Source organism: Thiothrix sp. (genome assembly GCF_028714775.1).
Lineage (GTDB): Bacteria > Pseudomonadota > Gammaproteobacteria > Thiotrichales > Thiotrichaceae > Thiothrix.
Map to the genome: position 1 here is coordinate 64,667 of NZ_JAQTLS010000003.1, position 18,722 is coordinate 83,388.

The window sequence follows — 18,722 nt, forward strand, 5'->3', positions numbered from 1 at the left end:
AAGCAACGCAGTATAATGTGCTGAAAAATAACGGAATTTACTTCCCGCTCGCCTCAATTTGCTGCTGTGTTGCCTGCAAAAGCGTTAGCAAATCACCACCCTGCGCTGCCTGAAAATCCTTGGCATCACGGATCGCGCCCTCAAGGAATGCCAGCGCCTTGCCGCGCTCAAGGTAACGGTAATCTTGCTGTTCTTCCTGCACAACCGGGTATGACTGCTTGACGATAGTCAGCGGCACATCCCAATACACCACCACTTTGATGGGGTAACGGGTATCAGGATTGCCGTCGCCTTGCGGTTGCCATTGCCACCATTCATTGCCCAACACTTCGTAGGACAGCGCACTCGGGCCAAATGCAGCATAATCAAAAACGAGCGTGTTTTTCGCTAGCGGACGACCACCGCAGCCCAATAACCCCAGCAAAACAAGCAACAAAGCAATATAACGACGCCACATGGCAACTACCTTTTATACGGGGGATGAAGGGACAAAACTGCGGGTCAAACCAGCCGCACGCAACTGTTTGGCGGTTTCCGGTGGCACGGCAATGACGCCACTGAGCCATGCGAAATCCACCAGCGGGGACTTTTCGTACAAATCATCACCTATACCGTACCAGTGGACTTCGTATACCGAACCTGCTGAAAATACCCACGTATGCACCCCGCCGCGTGAGATGCCGAAACCGAACTTGATCAAATTCAGCAAAGCAATGTCTTTAGCATTCAGTGGCGTAGGGGACGTGACGCCTTCACCTTGGGTCGGGCGGTAATCCACCGCCACAAACGAAACCGGCAACTTGTAATAGTTGTGGTATTTCTTCACCAGATACCATGAAAACGGGTGTTCTTGGTCGCCATCTTCCGGGTTGCGGGTATCCGGGTTGATGTAAATGCACTCCCAATTGTGCTCGGTCGCTAGGTAGGAAATGACATTGACGCCGCTGACGATGTTTTTCCACACTTCACGCGCGGCGCGGTTATCACCTGCGCGGGTAAAACCGTAGGAAATACAATTCAGTGCGTAAGTAATGCAATTGGTGCGTTGGTAGCCTGCGTAACGTTGCGGGTCTTCCTTGTACAACTCGCTGCCGACTTCGTGCTCGTGGTGCTGGTACAAATCCAGCATTTTTTGGTGGGCATACTTGGAGAATAAATCGCTCATGGCATTATCCTTAAAATATCAACTCCATTGATGACGCTTTAAGTCTAGTACACTCCGCCACACTTTCTGCGACCATTTATCCCGATAAATAATACCGCTCTACGCCACGCAAGGCATATTCCACGGATTGCAGCCGCACTGCATCACGATCACCCGTAAAATGGCAGGTTTCAGTATGCACTTCCCCGCCTTGCCTTGCCCAGCCGAAACAAACCGTACCCACCGGCTTGCTTGCCGTGCCACCCGTTGGCCCCGCAATACCGCTGACCGACAAGGCGATTTGCGCACGGGAATGCAATAACGCCCCCGCCGCCATTTCCGCCACCACGGGTTCGCTGACAGCACCATGCTGAGCGAGCGTTGCCGCAGCCACCCCCAGCATATCCTGCTTGGCCTCGTTGCTGTAAGTGACGAAACCGCGCTCAAACCAAACGGAACTGCCCGCCAGATCGGTACAGAGCTTGGCAATCCAACCGCCCGTACAGGATTCAGCCGTCGCCAACATCCAGCCACGCATCCGCAAAGCATCAGCCAATCGCTGCAATATCAAATCCATGCATTCTTTCTCTTGCCCCCCTCGCCCGCTTCGCGGGAGAGGGGCTGGGGGTGAGGGTTCTTAACGCAAAGTAGTCCGGGGTGCTGCTTCCAGCGAAACCAGCGACTGCACTGAGGTTTCCACCCGTTCGCTCAAACGCTGGAACAGGTCTTTTTCCGATGTAAAATTAACCATATCTTCGGCCTTGATCAATTCCCGCGCCACGTAGGCATCGCTACCCAAGCCGTCGATCAAGCCCAGTTTGACGGCATCTTCACCCGTCCAGAACAGCCCGGAGAAAATGTCCGGGTTCTCTTGCAAGCGTTTGCCGCGCCCTTCCTTGACCACATTGATGAATTGTTGGTGGGTAACATTGAGCATGTTTTGTACGTGCTGCACCTGTTCGGGCTTTTCCGGCAGGAATGGGTCAAGCATCCCCTTGTTCGCCCCGGCAGTATACAAGCGCCGTTGGACACCGAGCTTTTCCATCAAATCCACAGCGCCGAAATTATCCATGCGCACACCGATGGAACCGACGATACTGGCCTTGTCCGCGTAAATGTTATCCGCTGCAACCGCGATATAGTAACCACCGGAAGCACACAGGTCGGCAACCACCGCATACACGGGAATGTCTTTGTGCTTGGCTTTCAGACGACGGATTTCATCATTGATCATGCCCGCCTGCACCGGGCTACCACCGGGGCTGTTGATACGCAAGATCACACCCTTAGTGCGCTCGTCCTCAAACGCATCCTGCAAACCGGGGATCACGAGATCAGCGCTTGCCAACGCACCGTCCATGATGATGCCGTTGATCTCGACCACCGCTGTAATTTCTTTGGCGGAAGTCAGCTTGCCATCCTTAGCGTTGCCGCCAACCAGCGCCGAAGCCAAAACAACCAACAGAAAACCGTAAAAGCACAGCTTGAAGAAAATCCCCCAACGCCGCGCTGCACGTTGTTCCTTGATACCCGCCAGCGCCACGTCTTTGAGGGCTTGAATGGCTTGTGTTTCTTCTTGACTCATTGTTTGACCTTTTGTTTCGCTAACCAATTCGGAATCTGTGCCACCGTATCAACATGACCACGCGGCTGATGTTGCAATAGGCGTTCCAACTCATGCACGCCGCAACTGACCGCCAGTGAATCCATGCCGATAGCCTGCGCCATCAGCAAATCATACTCGCTATCACCGATCATAAGCGCATCATGCGGCGCGGCATCGTAATCTGTCAAAATCTCCTCCAACATTTGGGGATGCGGCTTGGAACGGGTTTCGTCCGCACAACGGGTAATGGGGAACAGTGCCGCCAACCCGGTTTCATCCAGCACCTTATCCAACCCCCGGCGCGATTTGCCAGTCGCCACCGCCAGCATGTAACCCTGCGCCGCCAGTGCGTGCAGGGCTTCGCGTGTGCCATTGAAGAGTTCGCTGCCGTGTTTGGTGCGCACCAGAAATTCCTGCCGGTACTCACCCACAATCCGGCGGATCAACGCGGGTGTACCTTGCGGGTACAAATGCCACACCGCCTCATCCAGCCCAAGACCGATGATGTTACGGATTTCGCTATCCGTGCGCGGCTCCGCATTGACGATGGCAATCGCATTGCGCATACAGGTGGTGATGTGCGCCGCCGAATCCATCAGCGTGCCATCCCAGTCGAAAATCAGCAGGGAATAGGGTTTCATTTCAGGTTTGCCACCACCGCTTTGAGTTCATCCGGCAAGGGCGCTTCGACAATGTAGCGCCGCCCGGTCAAGTACAAGACGAAATTGACGTTGGCGGAATGCAGGAACAAGCGTTTCAAGCCCTTTTCGCGGAACTGGCGGTTAAGGGCGAAATCACCGTAGCGGTCATCGCCCAAAATCGGATGCCCCAAGTTTTGCAGTTGCACGCGGATTTGGTGCATACGCCCAGTAAGGATTTGCGCTTCCACCAAGGATGCCCCGTGCAAGTTTTTCACCGGGGAGAAAATGGTTTCGGATTCCTTGCCGCCCTCTTCCACCACCTGAACTTTTTGGCGCGTGCCTTCTTCCTTGCCCAGATTCATGGTGATGTGCTGGCGACCGAGCTTCCAACGACCTGCCACCAGTGCCAGATAGCGTTTGTCGATGTTACCTTCGCGGAACAATTCATGCAGTTCGGTCAAAGCTTGGCGCGATTTCGCCAAAATCACCACGCCGCTGGTGTCGCGGTCGATACGGTGGGCGAGTTCCACATACGGCAAATTGGGGCGTAACTGGCGGAACGCCTCGATCAGGCCGAGTTTATAGCCACTGCCACTGTGTACCGGCAACCCGGCGGGCTTGTTGATGAAGATCAGTTGTTCATCTTCGCGCAGCACTGCCGCCTCCAAAGCCTCCAACAACGACTGGGAAGCCACCGCTGGCTTGTCGGGCGGATTGATCTCTGCCTCCTGCTTGACTGGCGGGATGCGGATGACCTCACCCACCTCCAATTTCTTCTCCGGTTTGACGCGCTTTTTGTCTACGCGCACCTCGCCTTTGCGTAAAATGCGATAAATTGCGCTTTTGGGAACTTGCTTAAAGTGGCGGATGAGGAAGTTGTCAACCCGCTGCCCAGCTTCATGTTCGGTCACTGTGTGATATTGGACTGTCATAAATGAGAAACATACCCGAATTATCTGAAATCTAAATTGAATATGATTAACCGAATTGATATATTCGCTATGGGCAAAATGCAGGTGTGATCCCACCTGACAAACCGGGTTCAATCAAGAACGAGATGATATGACCCGCGCCTTAGTGATTCAATCATAAATTCCAATGGCAAACATCACGCCTACGAATTTGTGACCGGGTGGATACGACGAAAAGAGAAGTCCAACACCCAAAAATGACGCCTGCATTGCTGAAAAGTTAAGCATACAGGTCTGACATTAACAGCAGGTACTTGTTGCTGATGTCTGTTAAAAGAATACGCCAGCGGTTTACAACGCACATGCACCCGCCCTTTATGCGGCACTTTCATGACCCGTGACAACCGAACGATTCTTCGAAGAAGGTGGACAGATTAAGGTTAGCCCGCGTTGCGATCAGCCTAACTTATTGATATTCATAGAATGACAAAATCTGACCTAACCTGAAACAAACAGGTAACAGGTACTGCATGACAAGGCTTATGTAGTACATGAAACGTATTCTGATTAATGCTACGCAACCGGAAGAAATCCGGGTTGCGATGGTTGATGGGCAACGCCTATACGACCTTGATATTGAGCACCCCTTCCGTGCGCAAAAAAAGGCCAATATTTACAAGGGAATTATCACCCGTATTGAGCCTAGCCTCGAAGCTGCGTTCGTTAACTATGGCGCACAACGTCATGGTTTTCTGTCGTTCCGCGAAGTTGCGCCTGAATTTTACCACGCTGACGCAAGAAACAACGGTCGCCCCAACGTCAAAGACATGCTGCGCGAAGGCCAAGAGGTCTTGGTACAGGTCGACAAGGAAGAACGCGGCAACAAAGGTGCAGCACTTACCACTTACCTGAGCCTCGCTGGGCGCTATTTGGTGCTGATGCCCAACAACCCGAAAGCGGGTGGCGTTTCGCGCCGCATTGAGGGCGATGAGCGCCAGCAAATCAAGCAAACCCTGAACGAGCTAGATGTTCCCGACAGCATGGGCGTAATCGTGCGCACAGCCGGTATCGACCGCGAAGCCGACGAATTAAGCTGGGACTTGGATTACCTCAAAACCCTCTGGGCTGCCATCCAACAAGCCTACAACCAGCACAAAGGCCCGGTACTGCTGTACCAAGAAAGCAATGTAATCATCCGCGCCCTGCGTGATTATTTCCGTCGTGACATTGGCGAAATCGTTATTGATGACGAAAAAGTCTATAACCAAGCGCGTGATTTCATGCAAGCGGTCATGCCGCACAACATGCGCAAGCTCAAACATTACACCGATGGCACACCGCTGTTCAGCCGTTATCAGGTTGAAAACCAGATAGAAACAGCTTATCAGCGCACGGTTGGCCTGCCTTCCGGCGGCGCTATCGTGATCGACCATACGGAAGCACTGGTTTCCATCGACATCAACTCCGCCCGCGCTACCAAGGGGCAGGATATTGAAGAAACCGCGCTCAACACCAACCTCGAAGCGGCAGACGAAATCGCCCGCCAGTTGCGTTTGCGTGACTTGGGTGGCCTGATTGTCATCGACTTCATCGACATGCTGCCCAGCAAACACCAGCGCGAAGTGGAAAAGCGTCTGCGTGACGCGATGAAACTCGACCGCGCCCGCGTTCAAGTCGGTCGCATTTCCCGCTTTGGTTTGCTGGAAATGTCCCGCCAACGTTTGCGCCCGTCACTGGGTGAATCCAGCCAGATCGTGTGCCCACGTTGCACCGGGCATGGACACATCCGCAGCACCGATTCCTTGGCACTGTCCATCCTGCGCTTGATGGAAGAGGAAGCCATGAAGGAAATGACTGGCAAGGTCATTACCCAAGTGCCGGTTGCTGTTGCCACTTTCTTGCTCAACGAAAAGCGTCAAGCGCTGGCAGACATCCAAACGCGCCGCAATATTGAGCTGATCGTGATCCCGAACCCGTATCTGGATACCCCGCACTACGAAATCAGCCGTATCCGCAATGACGGGCTGGAAGACACGGAAATTGCCAGCTACAAGCACATTCCAGAGCCACCGTCGTTGGAAGACACCACCCAACAGGAAATCCTGCCGAAACAGGTTCCGGTGGAAGCGGCTGTCACCAACGTCATGCCCAGCAAACCAGCGCCACAAAACGCCCGCGCCACCGAAGTTACGGAAACAGCCAGCGATACCGCGCCTGCTGCTGCTCCGGCTTCCGCGCCTGTCAAAGGCCCTGGCTTGGTACGCCGCATTTTCAACAGCCTGTTTGGCAGCAACCCTAAAGCAGACCAAGCTGCCGAAGCCGCAGAAAAAGCCGAAGCCAGTGCTGAAGCCAAACCTGCCAACCGTCAAGAAGGCCGCCAGCCGCAGGAGCAATCCAACCGGCGCAGCAATAACGGGCGTAACGATGGGCGCAATGACCGCCGCGACCGTAACAACCGTCCTGCGGGTCAAGATGAACGCGGCAACAACAAGGCGCAAGAAGGGGCAGAAAACCCAACACCACGCAACAGCGACGATAACCGCAACCGCCGTAACGAACGCAATGACCGGGGCGAACAGCGCAACAACCGTAACGAACGCGGCGAACGTAACGAGCAACGTGAACCACGTAATGACCGTAATGGCAACGAGCAACGTGAACCGCGCAATGACCGTAACGAACGCACTGAACGTAACGGCAATGAGCAACGCGAACCGCGCAACGACCAAAACGAGCAGCGTAATGAGCGCAATACCCGCGACCGTTCCAACGGACGTGGCGGCAATGAGCAACGCGAACCGCGCAATGACAACCGTGAAAACCGTCAGCCGCGTAACGACCGTCAACGCCAAGACCGTCAAGCGGCTCCTGTTGCCCCCAATATGGACGAGCAAGCGCCAGTCGAAATCAGCTTGACGCCACCACCAGCGCAAGCCAGTGACAATGCGGTAGCAGAGGGCGAACGCCAATCACGCAGCCGCCGTGACCGTTCACGCCGTGACCGCCGTCCACGCCAAGCATTCACCGAAAACAGTGTGGATACCGCCGCAACGGAAATGCCGGAAAATGATGTCGAGGCAGTAGCAACACCTGTCGCGCCAGCAGAACCACGCCGCCAAGAGCCGCGCAACCCGCCGGTGAAGGAAGTGTTTGAAACAACGGCTGATGAAGAAGACGCATTTGAACCGGGCAACGAAGCCAACGCAAGTGACGACGTTGATACAGAAGACACCACCGATGCCGGTATGCAGCAACGCCCGCCGCGTGAATACCGTGAACGCCGTGGTCGTACCCGCCGTCCGCGTGGTGGACAAGACCGTGGCGACCGTCAACGCCAGCCACGTTCAAACGACTTGGAAGCTATGCCATCACAGGAATCAATGGAACCCTTCTTCCTTGACCTGACACCGGAAAAGCCCAAGGCAGAACGCACCAGCAAACCTGTGGAAGTCATTGTCGCGCCAGTAGCCGAAGCCGCACCTGTGGTTGAACCTACCCCGGTTGTGGAAGCGGCTCCAGCCGTGGAAACCGCACCGAGTCAGCCTGCTGAAGTTGTCGTTGAGCCAGTAATCGTCAAGGTTGCCACGGTTGTGGAAGCGGCTCCAGTCGTGGAAACCGCACCTAGCCAGCCTGTCGAAGTTGCCGCCGAACCAGCCGTTGAAGCGACTCCAGCAGCAGAACCTGTCGCGGAAGCGCCGCCAACACCAGCTCCCGCACCAGCGGAACCTGTGGTTGCAGCGGAAGAGGCAGCACCTGCGCCAGCTCCCGTCAAAAAGCGTCCATCATGGATGCACGCTGACATCGACTAAGGTTAGGTAAGACCTACAAATGATTGCGGCGGATATGTGCTAACAAGCCTGCCGCCGCATCTTCTGCCATATCCAACACCCGCTCAAAACCGCTATCGCCCCCGTAATACGGGTCAGGCACTTCATCGACATTCCACCGGCTCGCAAACTGCATGAACAAATGAATGCGTCCGTGCTGTTCCACTGGTGCAACCTGCTGTAAATCTTCTAGGTTGGCGTGATCCATCGCCATAATGTAATCAAAATGTCCAAAATCCCGCACCGCCACTTTCCGGGCGCGTTGCGCTGACAAATCCAACCCTCGGGATTTCGCCGCCGATTGCGAACGCTTATCGGGCGGATTACCGACGTGGTAAGCGTGCGTCCCTGCCGAGTCGATCAGAATGTGTTCGGACAAGCCCTCCGACTGGACTAACTGTTCAAATACGCCCTGCGCAGTCGGTGAACGGCAAATATTGCCCATACAGACAAAGAGAACCTTAACTTTTTCCATAATATCCTATTGCTCTTGATGCTTACTGCTTTACAAAGTGGTGTAAAGCGTATAATCAGGTAAGTCAGAATAAATCACAACAACACAGAAACAGTATGGCGCAATTCCTAACCCCCTTGAACGGTTGCCTACCCAAAATGCAAGCTGGCGAAAAACGTTTCGCACGGCGGCTAGAGCAGATGCTGGAAGACGATTACCAGTGTTGGTACGACCTGCCTGTGGGCAAACGCCAACGCTATTCCGATTTCATCATTGTCCACCCCTTGCGTGGCTTGCTGTTGCTGGAAGTGAAGGACTGGAAGCTGGAAACCATCCGCACCATCGACAAGCAGTCTGTCACCCTGTTGCTCAATACCGGCTTGAAAACCGTTTCCAACCCTTTGGAACAAGCGCGGCAATGTGCCTACCAGTTGGTTAACCAGCTTGAGCGCGACCCGCAATTGATCCAGTACGCCGGAAAATACCAAGGAAAACTGGCATTCCCCTACGGTTACGGCGTCGTACTGACCAGCATTACCCGCAAACAGTTTGACGCCACGGATTTAGGCGAAGTGCTGCCGTGGAACCGGGTGCTGTGCAAAGATGACATGTTGGAAACCAGCGACCCGGAAGATTTCCAGCAATGCCTGTGGAATATGTTCGAGTACCAATTCCCTAAGCCGTTGACCTTGCCGATGCTCGACCGGATACGTTGGCATCTGTTCCCGGAAATCCGCATTGGCGGGGAACAAGGCAGCTTGTTTGGGGACAATGGGCAAGCGCCGGATTCCGACGCCGAAACATTGCTGCCTGACATTATGAAAGTGATGGATATGCAGCAGGAACAGCTTGCTCGCAGTTTGGGGACAGGGCATCGCGTGATTCATGGGGTTGCCGGATCGGGTAAAACGCTGATTTTGGGGTTCCGCTGCTTGTACCTCGCCAGCCTGTTGCACAAGCCGATTTTGGTGCTGTGTTACAACATCACCTTGGCGGCACGCCTGCGGGTGTTGATGCAGGAACAAGGCATTGCCGACCGGGTGAATGTTTACCACTTCCACGATTGGTGCGGGGAATTGCTGCGGCACTACCACGTTGACCGCCCCACTGTGCAAGGTACGGAGTATTTTGAGCAGTTGGTGGCAACGGTTATCCATGCTGTGGAAGCGGGCAAGATTCCACGCGAGCAATACGGCGCGGTGATGATCGACGAAGGCCACGACTTCCAACCCGAATGGCTGAAACTGGTCAGTGGCATGGTTGACCCGGAAACGGATTCCTTGCTGTTGTTGTACGACGATGCGCAATCCATTTACAACCGTGACAAGCAACTGGATTTCAGCTTGTCGAGTGTGGGGATCAATGCGCGGGGGCGCACCACCGTCCTCAAGCTCAATTACCGCAATACCGATGAAATTTTCCGTTTCGCTGACCAGTTTGCCAAACGTTACCTGCAAGTGCAGGAAAGTGATGAGGATCATATCCCACTGCTTGCTGCCCAATCCGTAGGCCGTCATGGGCTGGAACCAGAAGTGCGGGGTTTTGACAGCTATGCGCAGGAGGTCAGGACAATTGCGCACTGGCTGCAACAATGGCATGTGCAACGCGGCATGGCGTGGTCGGAAATCTGCGTGGTGTACCGCCATGCCGCACAGGGCAGGCAACTTTTTGAGGCTTTACGGGAAGCGGCAGTTCCTTGCCAATGGCTCGGCAATTCACAGGCCAAGAAGCAGTTCAACCCCAGCGACGATTGCGTGAAACTGATGACCATACACAGCAGTAAAGGGCTGGAATTTCCGTTAGTGGTGGTTTCTGGGTTAGGCTTCATGCCAAAGGAAGGGCGAGACACGCAGGCAGAAGCGAAATTGCTGTATGTGGCGATGACGCGCTCAACCGAAAAGCTGCTGCTGACTTACCATCAGGAGACCGCGTTTACGCAGGCTATCCGTGGTCATAAACCAGCACCAGTGAATGCAGGCAGCGACGAATTTGCCGAAGTTACAACTACCTAAAGGAGCACTACCGGATGTTAAATTGGAACCGAGTCATCCATTTCGCCGAAAGCGGCAACCCCACCCCCGAACGCAGCGTGCGCAAAACCGATGCCGAATGGCAGGCGCAATTGACCCCGGAGCAATACCGAGTAACCCGCCAGCATGGCACAGAGCGGCCTTTCAGTTCGGCAATGTGCAGCCTGTTTGAGCCGGGGCTGTACGCCTGTGTTTGCTGCGGTACGGTGCTGTTTGATGCCAACCAGAAATTTGAATCGGGCACGGGCTGGCCTTCCTTCACCCAACCGCTGACCGAAAACGCGCTGGCTTATCGCGCCGACAAATCGCACGGGATGTACCGCGTGGAAACCGTGTGCAATACCTGCGAAGCGCACTTGGGGCATGTGTTTCCCGATGGCCCAGCGCCTAGCGGCTTGCGGTATTGCATGAATGCGGTGGCGCTGGAAAAGGTCAAAGCCTAAACGCGGCGAATCCTCTCCCTCAACCAGCCTTTTGCTATACTGCTGAAAACCACCGCAAAGGGCTTGCCATGTCTGCCAAACACATCTTCATTTCGCACGCCAGCGCTGACGATGCCTTCGTCAAGGAGCTGCGCATCAAGTTGGAACTGCTCGGCCTGACGGTCTGGGCGGATTCACGCAATCTGGTAGCTGGCAACAAGTTAGCGCCCGAAATTGAACAGGCGATCCGCGATGCACAACATTTCATCGCTGTCCTCAGCCCACGTACCATCAACTCCGCATGGGTACGCAAGGAAATCCGGCTGGCAGAACAGAGTAAGTTGGATGTGATTCCATTGCTGTTACCGGGTATCGAAACCAGCGCCTTGAGCATGTGGTTTGACGAAGAACCGTTAGGGGTAAAAATTGAACTCGACCCCGGCAAACTCGACGAAGCCCTCCCCCGCATCCTTGCAGCCCTCGGCGAACGCTTGCCCGACGATTTGCCACAAGAACAACAAGTCGAAAACAAACCCCTTGCCGAATTGCTGCTGAAACTCACCCGCCCCTCCCTCTCCCTTGTAGGAGCCAGCCCTGCTGGCGATTCTTCGGCATCGGGGGAATCGCCAGCAGGGCTGGCTCCTACAGGGGGAACGGTACTCAGTGCCGAAGCCGAGTTGGTATTTTACCCTGCCGATCTCAGCAAAGAACGCGAAGTCACCAGCCGCCCATTCCGCTTCACTGCCCCCATCGGGCAGATTGAGCAGGACGAATTGCGCTGGTATCTGGAAGATTACCTCCACTGGCCTGTTGGGTTGTTCCGCGAACGGGCGCAACGCACCGAAGTGCAATTGCCACAATGGGGCGCGAAGCTGCTTGCCGCCGTGCTGGACAAGACCGAATGTCAGGCAGTGAAAGCGGCTTGGCATAATACCCGCACCGAGTCCGAACGCCTGTTTTCGGTACTGGTGGAAACGGCTTTGCTGGAAGATGCCAGCGATGCGGAAAAAGCCAATGCCAACACCGCCGCCAGCCGCTTGCAAAGCCTGCCGTGGGAATTGCTGCACGATGGCAAAGGTTACGTCAGTGATGGCAAGTACCCGGTGCGCATCCGCCGCCGTTTGCCCAATTACGATCAGAAACCGCCCAGCATTACCCAGTTACCGATCCGCATTTTGCTGCTGAGTCCGCGCCCGGAACAGGATGGCGTGGGTTATATCGACCACCGTGCCAGTGCCTTGCCGCTGGTGGAGGGGGTAGCAACCCTTGGCGAGTTGGTGCAAGTGAGCGTGTTGACGCCGCCGACCTTGGGCGCACTGGAAAAGGAATTGCGTCGCGCCAGTGAAGCGGGCAAACCCTATCACGTCGTCCACTTCGATGGTCACGGGGTCTACGACCAGCAGCATGGGCTGGGCGCGTTGTGTTTTGAAGACCCACAGGATAGCCATGAGTTGAAAAATCGGCGGATGCAATTGGTACACGCCGACACACTGGCGGCACTATTGCGCGATTACCGCATTCCGCTGGTGTTTCTCGAAGCCTGCCAAACCGCGCAGACTGATACCGACCCCAGCGCGTCGGTTGCCGCCAAATTGCTGGAAGAAGGCATTGCCTCGGTGGTTGCGATGTCGCACAGCGTGTTGGTGGCAACGGCGCGGCGTTTCGTCACCCAGTTTTACCGCACCTTGGCGGAGGGGCAACGCATTGGCAAGGCAATGCTGGCGGGGCAAACGGAGCTGATGCGCGACACGTTCCGCCTGCCGATTGCGGGCGCGGGCGATTTGCACTTGCAGGACTGGTTTGTGCCGATTCTGTATCAGGAACAACACGACCCCCAGTTGTTCGCACGGTTGCCTTCCGCCACCGCGCAATTGATGACGGCGCAACAACGCCAGACGCGACTGGGCAGGCTACCCGAACCGCCACCACACAGTTTCATCGGACGTAGCCGCGAATTGCTGCAAGTCGAGCGGCTGTTGGAACAGCAACCCTACGCGGTGCTGCGCGGTCAGGGTGGCGCAGGCAAAACCACGCTGGCGGTGGAACTGGCGCGGTGGCTGGTGCAAAGCCGTCGCTTCGAGCGGTGCGCCTTCGTCAGCGTCGAGCAGTACACCCACCCCGACTACGTGCTGGAACAACTGCTCCAGCAACTGGTGAACCCGAACCACAATTTTGCGGCGGAATACGCCAGCGACACCGATAAAGCCTTGCAGGCAATCCGGCGGGTGCTGGAAAACGAGCGCGTGTTGATTGTGGTGGATAATGTGGAGGCGTTGTTGGCGGATGAGGGGAATGTGGGGGCGGTGTTGCAGCTTCTGTCGAAGCTGTTAAACCCCCCATCCCCGACCCTTCCCCCGCAAGGGGGGCAGGGAGCAAGAATGCTGTTTACTACCCGCGAACCACTCCCTGCGCCGTTCCACCACACAGCCCGCGAGATTGTGCTGGGGGCGTTGAGCGTGACGGATGCCAAGGCGTTGGTGATGCAGGTGATGAACAACGAAGGTTTGCACCTGCGCCATGATGATCAGGGCAATACGCCGCAGGAAGTGGATGATCTGGTGGGTTCGGTCGGTTGCCATGCGCGGGCGTTGGTGCTGCTGGCGCGGGAACTGGCACAGCGCGGGGTGAAGGCGACCACCGCGAATGTGCGGGCGATCATGCAGGAACTGGAACAACGCCATCCGAGGCAACGCGAATTGTCGCTGTTCGCCAGCGTGGAACTCTCCCTGCGGCGGCTGTCGCCGGAAGTACGGGAGCAGATTGCCGGGCTGGCAGTGTTTCAGGATGGCGGAAATTATGCGGCATTAGTGCAGGTATTGGATGTAGATACCGACCAAGTAGTAATCATCATCAAAGCACTGATCGAAGTCGGTCTGGCACAACCCATCGGCGACTACGGCTACATCCGCCTTGATCCCGCCTTGCCTGCAACGCTGGATTTGGGGCTGACCGCGCAACAGCGCGAGGGCTATCGGCAACGCTGGCGGGAAGTGATGGGGCAACTGGTGGGTTTTCTCTATCAGCAGCAATTCAAAGATACCAAGCTGGCAGCACAACTCACCCAACTGGAATTGCCCAATCTGATGGCCTACTTACGCATCTTGGTACAAACGGTAGCAAGCGGGCAAGCCGCAGCGGAAACTCTCGCTGACAAGACAGACAACATTGAGACATTGCTTGCACAACTCAACCAACCGCAGGCACTGGCTGAAGTGGTATGCATACGCCAGAAAGCTGCCCAACACCTGAGTGAGTGGAGCCATGCGCGTTACCGAAACGAAAATCAGAACATTGAGAGACTGTTACAGCAAGGGACATTGCAACCAGCATATGAAGCTGCACTAGCTCTGTTGCAGCAATGCCAGCAAGCTGGGAAACAGGCATATACGGGAGCAGATTATGATCTAGCATCAGCCTATTTTACTCTAGGTAGGATATTGAAAACTATCGGTGTTGCGGATCAAGCTAAAACCTATTTACAAGAAGCACAATTGCGTTTTGATATACTCGGCGATGAGGGGAAAGGAATGGCTTATGTAGCTCTCAGTGAACAAGGCGATTGCCTTCGTGATATGGGACAAATGACCGCTGCCGTAGATGCTTATGAGAAGTCGATTCAATGTGGCGAACAACAAAAGAACATACGTCATGTTGCAGCAGTGAAGTTCCAGCTTGCTACAACTTGTATGCTCCAAAAACGCTATAAGGATGCCCTAAAAGGCTATCAAGCAGCATTGGAGCTATTTACACAGTTGGATGAACCCTCTGCCATAGGAGGTATTTGGTATCAGATTGGCATGGTGCATTGGCAGTTAGGGGATTATCCACAGACTGAGCAGGCATATAGGCAGGCGCTTTCCATTCAAGTAACTCACTGCTTAGAATTGGACAAAGCGGCAAGTTTAGGTGCATTGGGCAGCTTGTATGATGACTGGGATCGATTAGAACAAGCCGTAAGCTTTTCCCAGCAGGCAATAGATTTGTACGTGTTGTTGAGGGATCAGTATCATGAAGGTGTTATTCGCGGCAATCTTGCTGGTACTTTGGTCAAGTTAGGAAGTTACGATGAAGCTCGATTGGAATTACAACAAGCTCTTCAGTGTAAGCAGAAGATTGGTAGTACCTCTGATCTTTGGAAAACATGGGGTGTTCTGTACGATTTGGAGCTGGCTAGCGGCAACCCACAAGCAGTGCAGAAAGCACGACAACAGGTGCTAGAAGCATACCTAACTTATCGACGAGGTGGAGGGGAAATCCATTCTGGGGCAGAGCATCTGTGCTTGCTCGTTGGAGAAGTGTTGAAGCAGAAGGGGGATACAACAGAAATTAAACAGGTGATTAATCAATTATTGAGGAAAGACGATTGGGATAAGAAGTTTCTAAGTCAATTACAAGTCATTCTTGCCGGGGAACGAAATTTGGCTTTAGTTGATGATGAGACTTTGCATTATCAGTCAGCGGTTGAGCTTTTGCTATTGTTGGAAGGGTTGCGGGAAGCGGGGTTGGATTCCCCGCTGCCGAAAAAAAAATCGTGGTTTAAGCGATTATTTGGGCGGTAAAACCGCTGAAGAAACCCATCCCCAGTTCTTCCCTTATCAAGTAAGGGAGCAAGAGGTAGCACGCATTCTTGCTCCTCCCCTGACAAGGGGAGGCTGGGAGGGGTTTCTTCTGCGTAGCATCGGTTCCTTGTTTTCTCTGATATACTGACCATCATGAAGCTATACCTTGACAACTGTTGCCTGAACAGACCATTTGATGACCAGTCCGACCCGCGCATCCATCTGGAAGCTGAGGCAGTCAAAACTATCCTATCGTTATGCGAAGAAGGAACATGGGCATTGGTCAGCAGCGACGTGCTGGCTTTTGAAATCAACAACGCGCCTGACATGCAACGTAGCAATATCCTGCAACTGATGAGCAAATTATCGGTCGAATCTATTCCACTGACTGAAGCCATCCGCCAGCAGGCAAACGTCTACGCAGCCGCAGGCTTACAGACATTTGACGCATTGCATCTGGCAAGCGCAGAGGGAAAAGTGGATATTTTCCTGACAACAGACGACAAGTTTCGCAAGAAAGCACAACAGATTCCGGGTTTGCCTCTCAAGGTAGCTAACCCGTTACTCTGGCTAGAAGAGGTATTACCATGAGCATCACCAGAACCTACCAAACCGAACAAGAAATCCAGCGGCAAGCACTCCAAGCCCTGCGCAATAGCCTTGGCGTAGTCGGGCTAATCCGCTTCATGCAGCAATACGATAAAGGCCACGGCAACTACACGCTAGACCGTCAGGCATGGCAGCAATCTTATTCCGTCGATAGCCTGTTTGCTGCTATCAAAGGCTAATGCCAAACGCTGCTCAGGACAAACCCCCGCCCCTCCCCTGATAAGGGGAGGTTGGGAGGGGTTTCTTACTTCCGGCTAACCGCCTCCACCCCCGCGAACGCTGCCATATTCACAATCCCGCGCACGGTGGTACTTTCCGTTAGGATATGCGCGGGGTAATTCGTCCCCACCAGCATCGGCCCGACCGGCAAGCCATCCGCCAGCATTTTGGTCATGTTGTAAGCGATATTCGCCGAGTTCAAATCCGGGCACACCAGCAAATTCGCTTCGCCTTCAAACGCCGCGCCTTTGAACAAGCGGTCACGGGTTTCTTGCGACAGCGCCGCGTCGGCGTGCATTTCGCCTTCCACCAGTAAATCCGGGTGCTTTTCACGCAAAATTGCCAGTGTCTTGCGCAATTTGTCGGAATGCACGTTCATGCGGCTGCCGAAGTTAGAATGTGACAGCAACGCGGCTTTCGGCTCCATACCAAAACCTGCCACCAGTTCCGCTGCCAGCGCGGTGTTGTCAGCAAGCTGTTCGGCGGTTGGGTCTTCGTTGACGTGGGTGTCGGTCATGAAATACGTGCCGTTTTTGAGGATCAGCATGGTGACAGCCGCAACATCGGTGAGGCCGGGGCGAGCGCCAATCAGGTCGCGGATGTAGTGCAAATGCGAAATGAAGTTGCCTTCCACCCCGCAAATCATCGCGTCAGCATCGCCACAACGCACCATCACCGCCGCAATCTGCGTGGTACGCGCCGTCATCACCCGGCGGCTGTAAGTCGGCGTCACACCTTTGCGGCACATGACAGCGTAATGTTCTGCCACATGGCGTTCGTAATCGGGGTTATTGCGCGGGTCAACCACGGTGATGTTTTCACCGATTTTCAGGCGCAAGTCGTAGGCTTCGATATTGCGTTGGATCAGCTCAGGGTTGCCCAACAAAATCGGTTTGCAAATGCCATCGTCCACCAATTGCTGCACCGCATTAATGACGCGCTGCGATTCACCTTCGGCAAACACAATGCGTTGCGGGTTGCGCTTCGCCTTTTCAAACACTGGCTTCATGGTCATGCCGGAGCGGAACACGAAGCTTTCCAGTTGGCGTTCATACGCCTCGAAATCGGTAATCGGACGGGTAGCAACCCCGCTTTCCATCGCTGCTCTGGCGACACGCGGCGGGATGATGGTCATCAAACGCGGGTCAAACGGCTTGGGGATCAGGTATTCGCGCCCGAAGTGGAATTCCGCACCGCCATACGCCGAGACCACCACGTCGGAGGCTTCGCGCATGGCAAGGTCGCCAATTGCTTCGACCACCGCGATTTTCATCGCTTCGTTGATTTCGGTTGCGCCAACATCCAACGCGCCCCGGAACAGGAACGGGAAGCACAGCACGTTGTTCACTTGGTTGGGGTAATCGCTGCGCCCGGTGGCAACAATCGCGTCGGAACGCACTTCGTAAATCAATTCGGGGCGGATTTCTGGCTCAGGGTTGGCGAGTGCGAGGATGAGGGGGTTTTCCGCCATCACCTTCACATGATGCTGTTTCAACACGCGCGGCGCGGACAAACCGAGGAATACGTCCACGCCATCCATCACATCATCCAAGGTACGGGCATCGGTGTCGATCGCATAAGCGGCATTGTACGGGTTCATTTCTTCGACCCGGCCTTTGTAGATGATGCCGAAACGGTCGTTGACGACGATGTTTTCCTTTTTCAGCCCCATTTCCACCAGCAAGTTCATGCAGGCAATCGCTGCCGCACCCGCGCCGGAACACACGAATTTCACGTCTTCGATCTTCTTGCCTGCGACACGCAAACCGTTACGGATCGCGGCTGCCACGCAAATCGCAGTGCCGTGTTGGTCATCGTGGAACACCGGGATTTTCATCATGGCTTTGAGGCGTTTTTCCACCTCAAAACACTCCGGCGCTTTAATGTCTTCCAGATTGATGCCGCCGAAAGTGGGTTCCAGCAGGCTGATCGCGTCCACCAAACGGTCTACGTCTAGGGTGTCCATTTCGATGTCGAAGGCATTCACACCCGCGAATTTCTTGAACAATACCGCCTTGCCTTCCATGACGGGTTTGGAGGCGAGTGCGCCAATTGAACCCAAGCCCAGCACCGCCGTGCCGTTGGAAATGACCGCCACCAAATTGCCCCGGCTGGTGTAATCCGCCGCACACGCGGGGTCAGCCGCAATCGCAAGGCTTGCCGCCGCCACGCCGGGGGAATACGCCAGTGCCAAATCGCGCTGGTTCGCCATGTTTTTGGTGGGGGTGACTTCGAGTTTGCCCGGTTGCGGGAAGCGGTGGTAGTCGAGTGCGGCTTGGTCTAGTTCGTCTTTCATAGCG

At 54.8% G+C, this 18,722-nt stretch carries 14 protein-coding genes; 6 read left to right on the plus strand and 8 right to left on the minus strand.

From position 1 onward, the window contains the following. Positions 1-37: 37 nt before the first annotated feature. The 6 genes from PHE17_RS03245 to PHE17_RS03270 all read right to left on the minus strand — a co-directional run bounded on the left by PHE17_RS03245 (position 38) and on the right by PHE17_RS03270 (position 4,323). Positions 38-457 (minus strand): hypothetical protein, encoded by a 420-nt coding sequence (locus PHE17_RS03245; protein WP_301014380.1) that lies wholly within the window; start codon positions 455-457, stop codon positions 38-40. A gap of 12 nt (positions 458-469) precedes the next feature. Beyond that, the gene (locus tag PHE17_RS03250) at positions 470-1,165 is read right to left on the minus strand and encodes a hypothetical protein (protein ID WP_301014381.1); all 696 of its coding nucleotides are present in this window, start codon (positions 1,163-1,165) and stop codon (positions 470-472) included. A 76-nt stretch (positions 1,166-1,241) separates the two neighbouring features. Beyond that, positions 1,242-1,721, minus strand: coding sequence for a nicotinamide-nucleotide amidase (gene pncC / locus PHE17_RS03255; RefSeq protein ID WP_301014382.1), 480 nt, complete (start codon positions 1,719-1,721; stop codon positions 1,242-1,244). Positions 1,722-1,781: 60 nt separating this feature from the next. Continuing rightward, a complete protein-coding gene (locus PHE17_RS03260) occupies positions 1,782-2,729 on the minus strand; it encodes a S49 family peptidase (RefSeq protein ID WP_301014383.1) in 948 nt (315 codons plus the stop codon). Further along, on the minus strand, positions 2,726-3,391 hold the full coding sequence (locus tag PHE17_RS03265; protein WP_301014384.1) for an HAD-IIIA family hydrolase: 666 nt from the start codon (positions 3,389-3,391) through the stop codon (positions 2,726-2,728). Before PHE17_RS03265 ends, PHE17_RS03260 begins: the two co-directional genes overlap by 4 nt. Continuing rightward, positions 3,388-4,323, minus strand: coding sequence for an RluA family pseudouridine synthase (locus tag PHE17_RS03270; protein WP_301014385.1), 936 nt, complete (start codon positions 4,321-4,323; stop codon positions 3,388-3,390). The genes PHE17_RS03265 and PHE17_RS03270 overlap by 4 nt, the downstream gene beginning before the upstream one ends. Before the next feature lie 530 nt (positions 4,324-4,853). Here PHE17_RS03270 and PHE17_RS03275 point away from each other — a divergent pair. Beyond that, positions 4,854-8,111 (plus strand): Rne/Rng family ribonuclease, encoded by a 3,258-nt coding sequence (locus PHE17_RS03275; RefSeq protein ID WP_301014386.1) that lies wholly within the window; start codon positions 4,854-4,856, stop codon positions 8,109-8,111. 13 nt (positions 8,112-8,124) lie between these two features. Here PHE17_RS03275 and PHE17_RS03280 read toward each other — a convergent pair whose 3' ends face one another. After that, positions 8,125-8,604, minus strand: coding sequence for a low molecular weight protein-tyrosine-phosphatase (locus PHE17_RS03280; RefSeq protein ID WP_301014387.1), 480 nt, complete (start codon positions 8,602-8,604; stop codon positions 8,125-8,127). Between the two features lie 95 nt (positions 8,605-8,699). Here PHE17_RS03280 and PHE17_RS03285 point away from each other — a divergent pair, with 95 nt between their 5' ends. From PHE17_RS03285 to PHE17_RS03305, 5 genes are all read left to right on the plus strand, one after another. Continuing rightward, a complete protein-coding gene (locus PHE17_RS03285; protein WP_301014388.1) occupies positions 8,700-10,595 on the plus strand; it encodes a 3'-5' exonuclease in 1,896 nt (631 codons plus the stop codon). A 14-nt stretch (positions 10,596-10,609) separates the two neighbouring features. Beyond that, on the plus strand, positions 10,610-11,056 hold the full coding sequence (gene msrB, locus PHE17_RS03290) for a peptide-methionine (R)-S-oxide reductase MsrB (protein WP_301014389.1): 447 nt from the start codon (positions 10,610-10,612) through the stop codon (positions 11,054-11,056). Between the two features lie 68 nt (positions 11,057-11,124). Continuing rightward, complete coding sequence (locus PHE17_RS03295; RefSeq protein ID WP_301014390.1) at positions 11,125-15,594, plus strand: CHAT domain-containing protein; 4,470 nt, start codon at positions 11,125-11,127, stop codon at positions 15,592-15,594. 153 nt (positions 15,595-15,747) lie between these two features. Next, a complete protein-coding gene (locus tag PHE17_RS03300) occupies positions 15,748-16,185 on the plus strand; it encodes a PIN domain-containing protein (protein ID WP_301014391.1) in 438 nt (145 codons plus the stop codon). Further along, positions 16,182-16,382 (plus strand): hypothetical protein, encoded by a 201-nt coding sequence (locus PHE17_RS03305; RefSeq protein ID WP_301014392.1) that lies wholly within the window; start codon positions 16,182-16,184, stop codon positions 16,380-16,382. The genes PHE17_RS03300 and PHE17_RS03305 overlap by 4 nt, the downstream gene beginning before the upstream one ends. A 65-nt stretch (positions 16,383-16,447) precedes the next feature. Here PHE17_RS03305 and PHE17_RS03310 read toward each other — a convergent pair whose 3' ends face one another. Further along, complete coding sequence (locus PHE17_RS03310; RefSeq protein WP_301014393.1) at positions 16,448-18,718, minus strand: NADP-dependent malic enzyme; 2,271 nt, start codon at positions 18,716-18,718, stop codon at positions 16,448-16,450. Between the last annotated feature and the right edge of the window lie 4 nt (positions 18,719-18,722).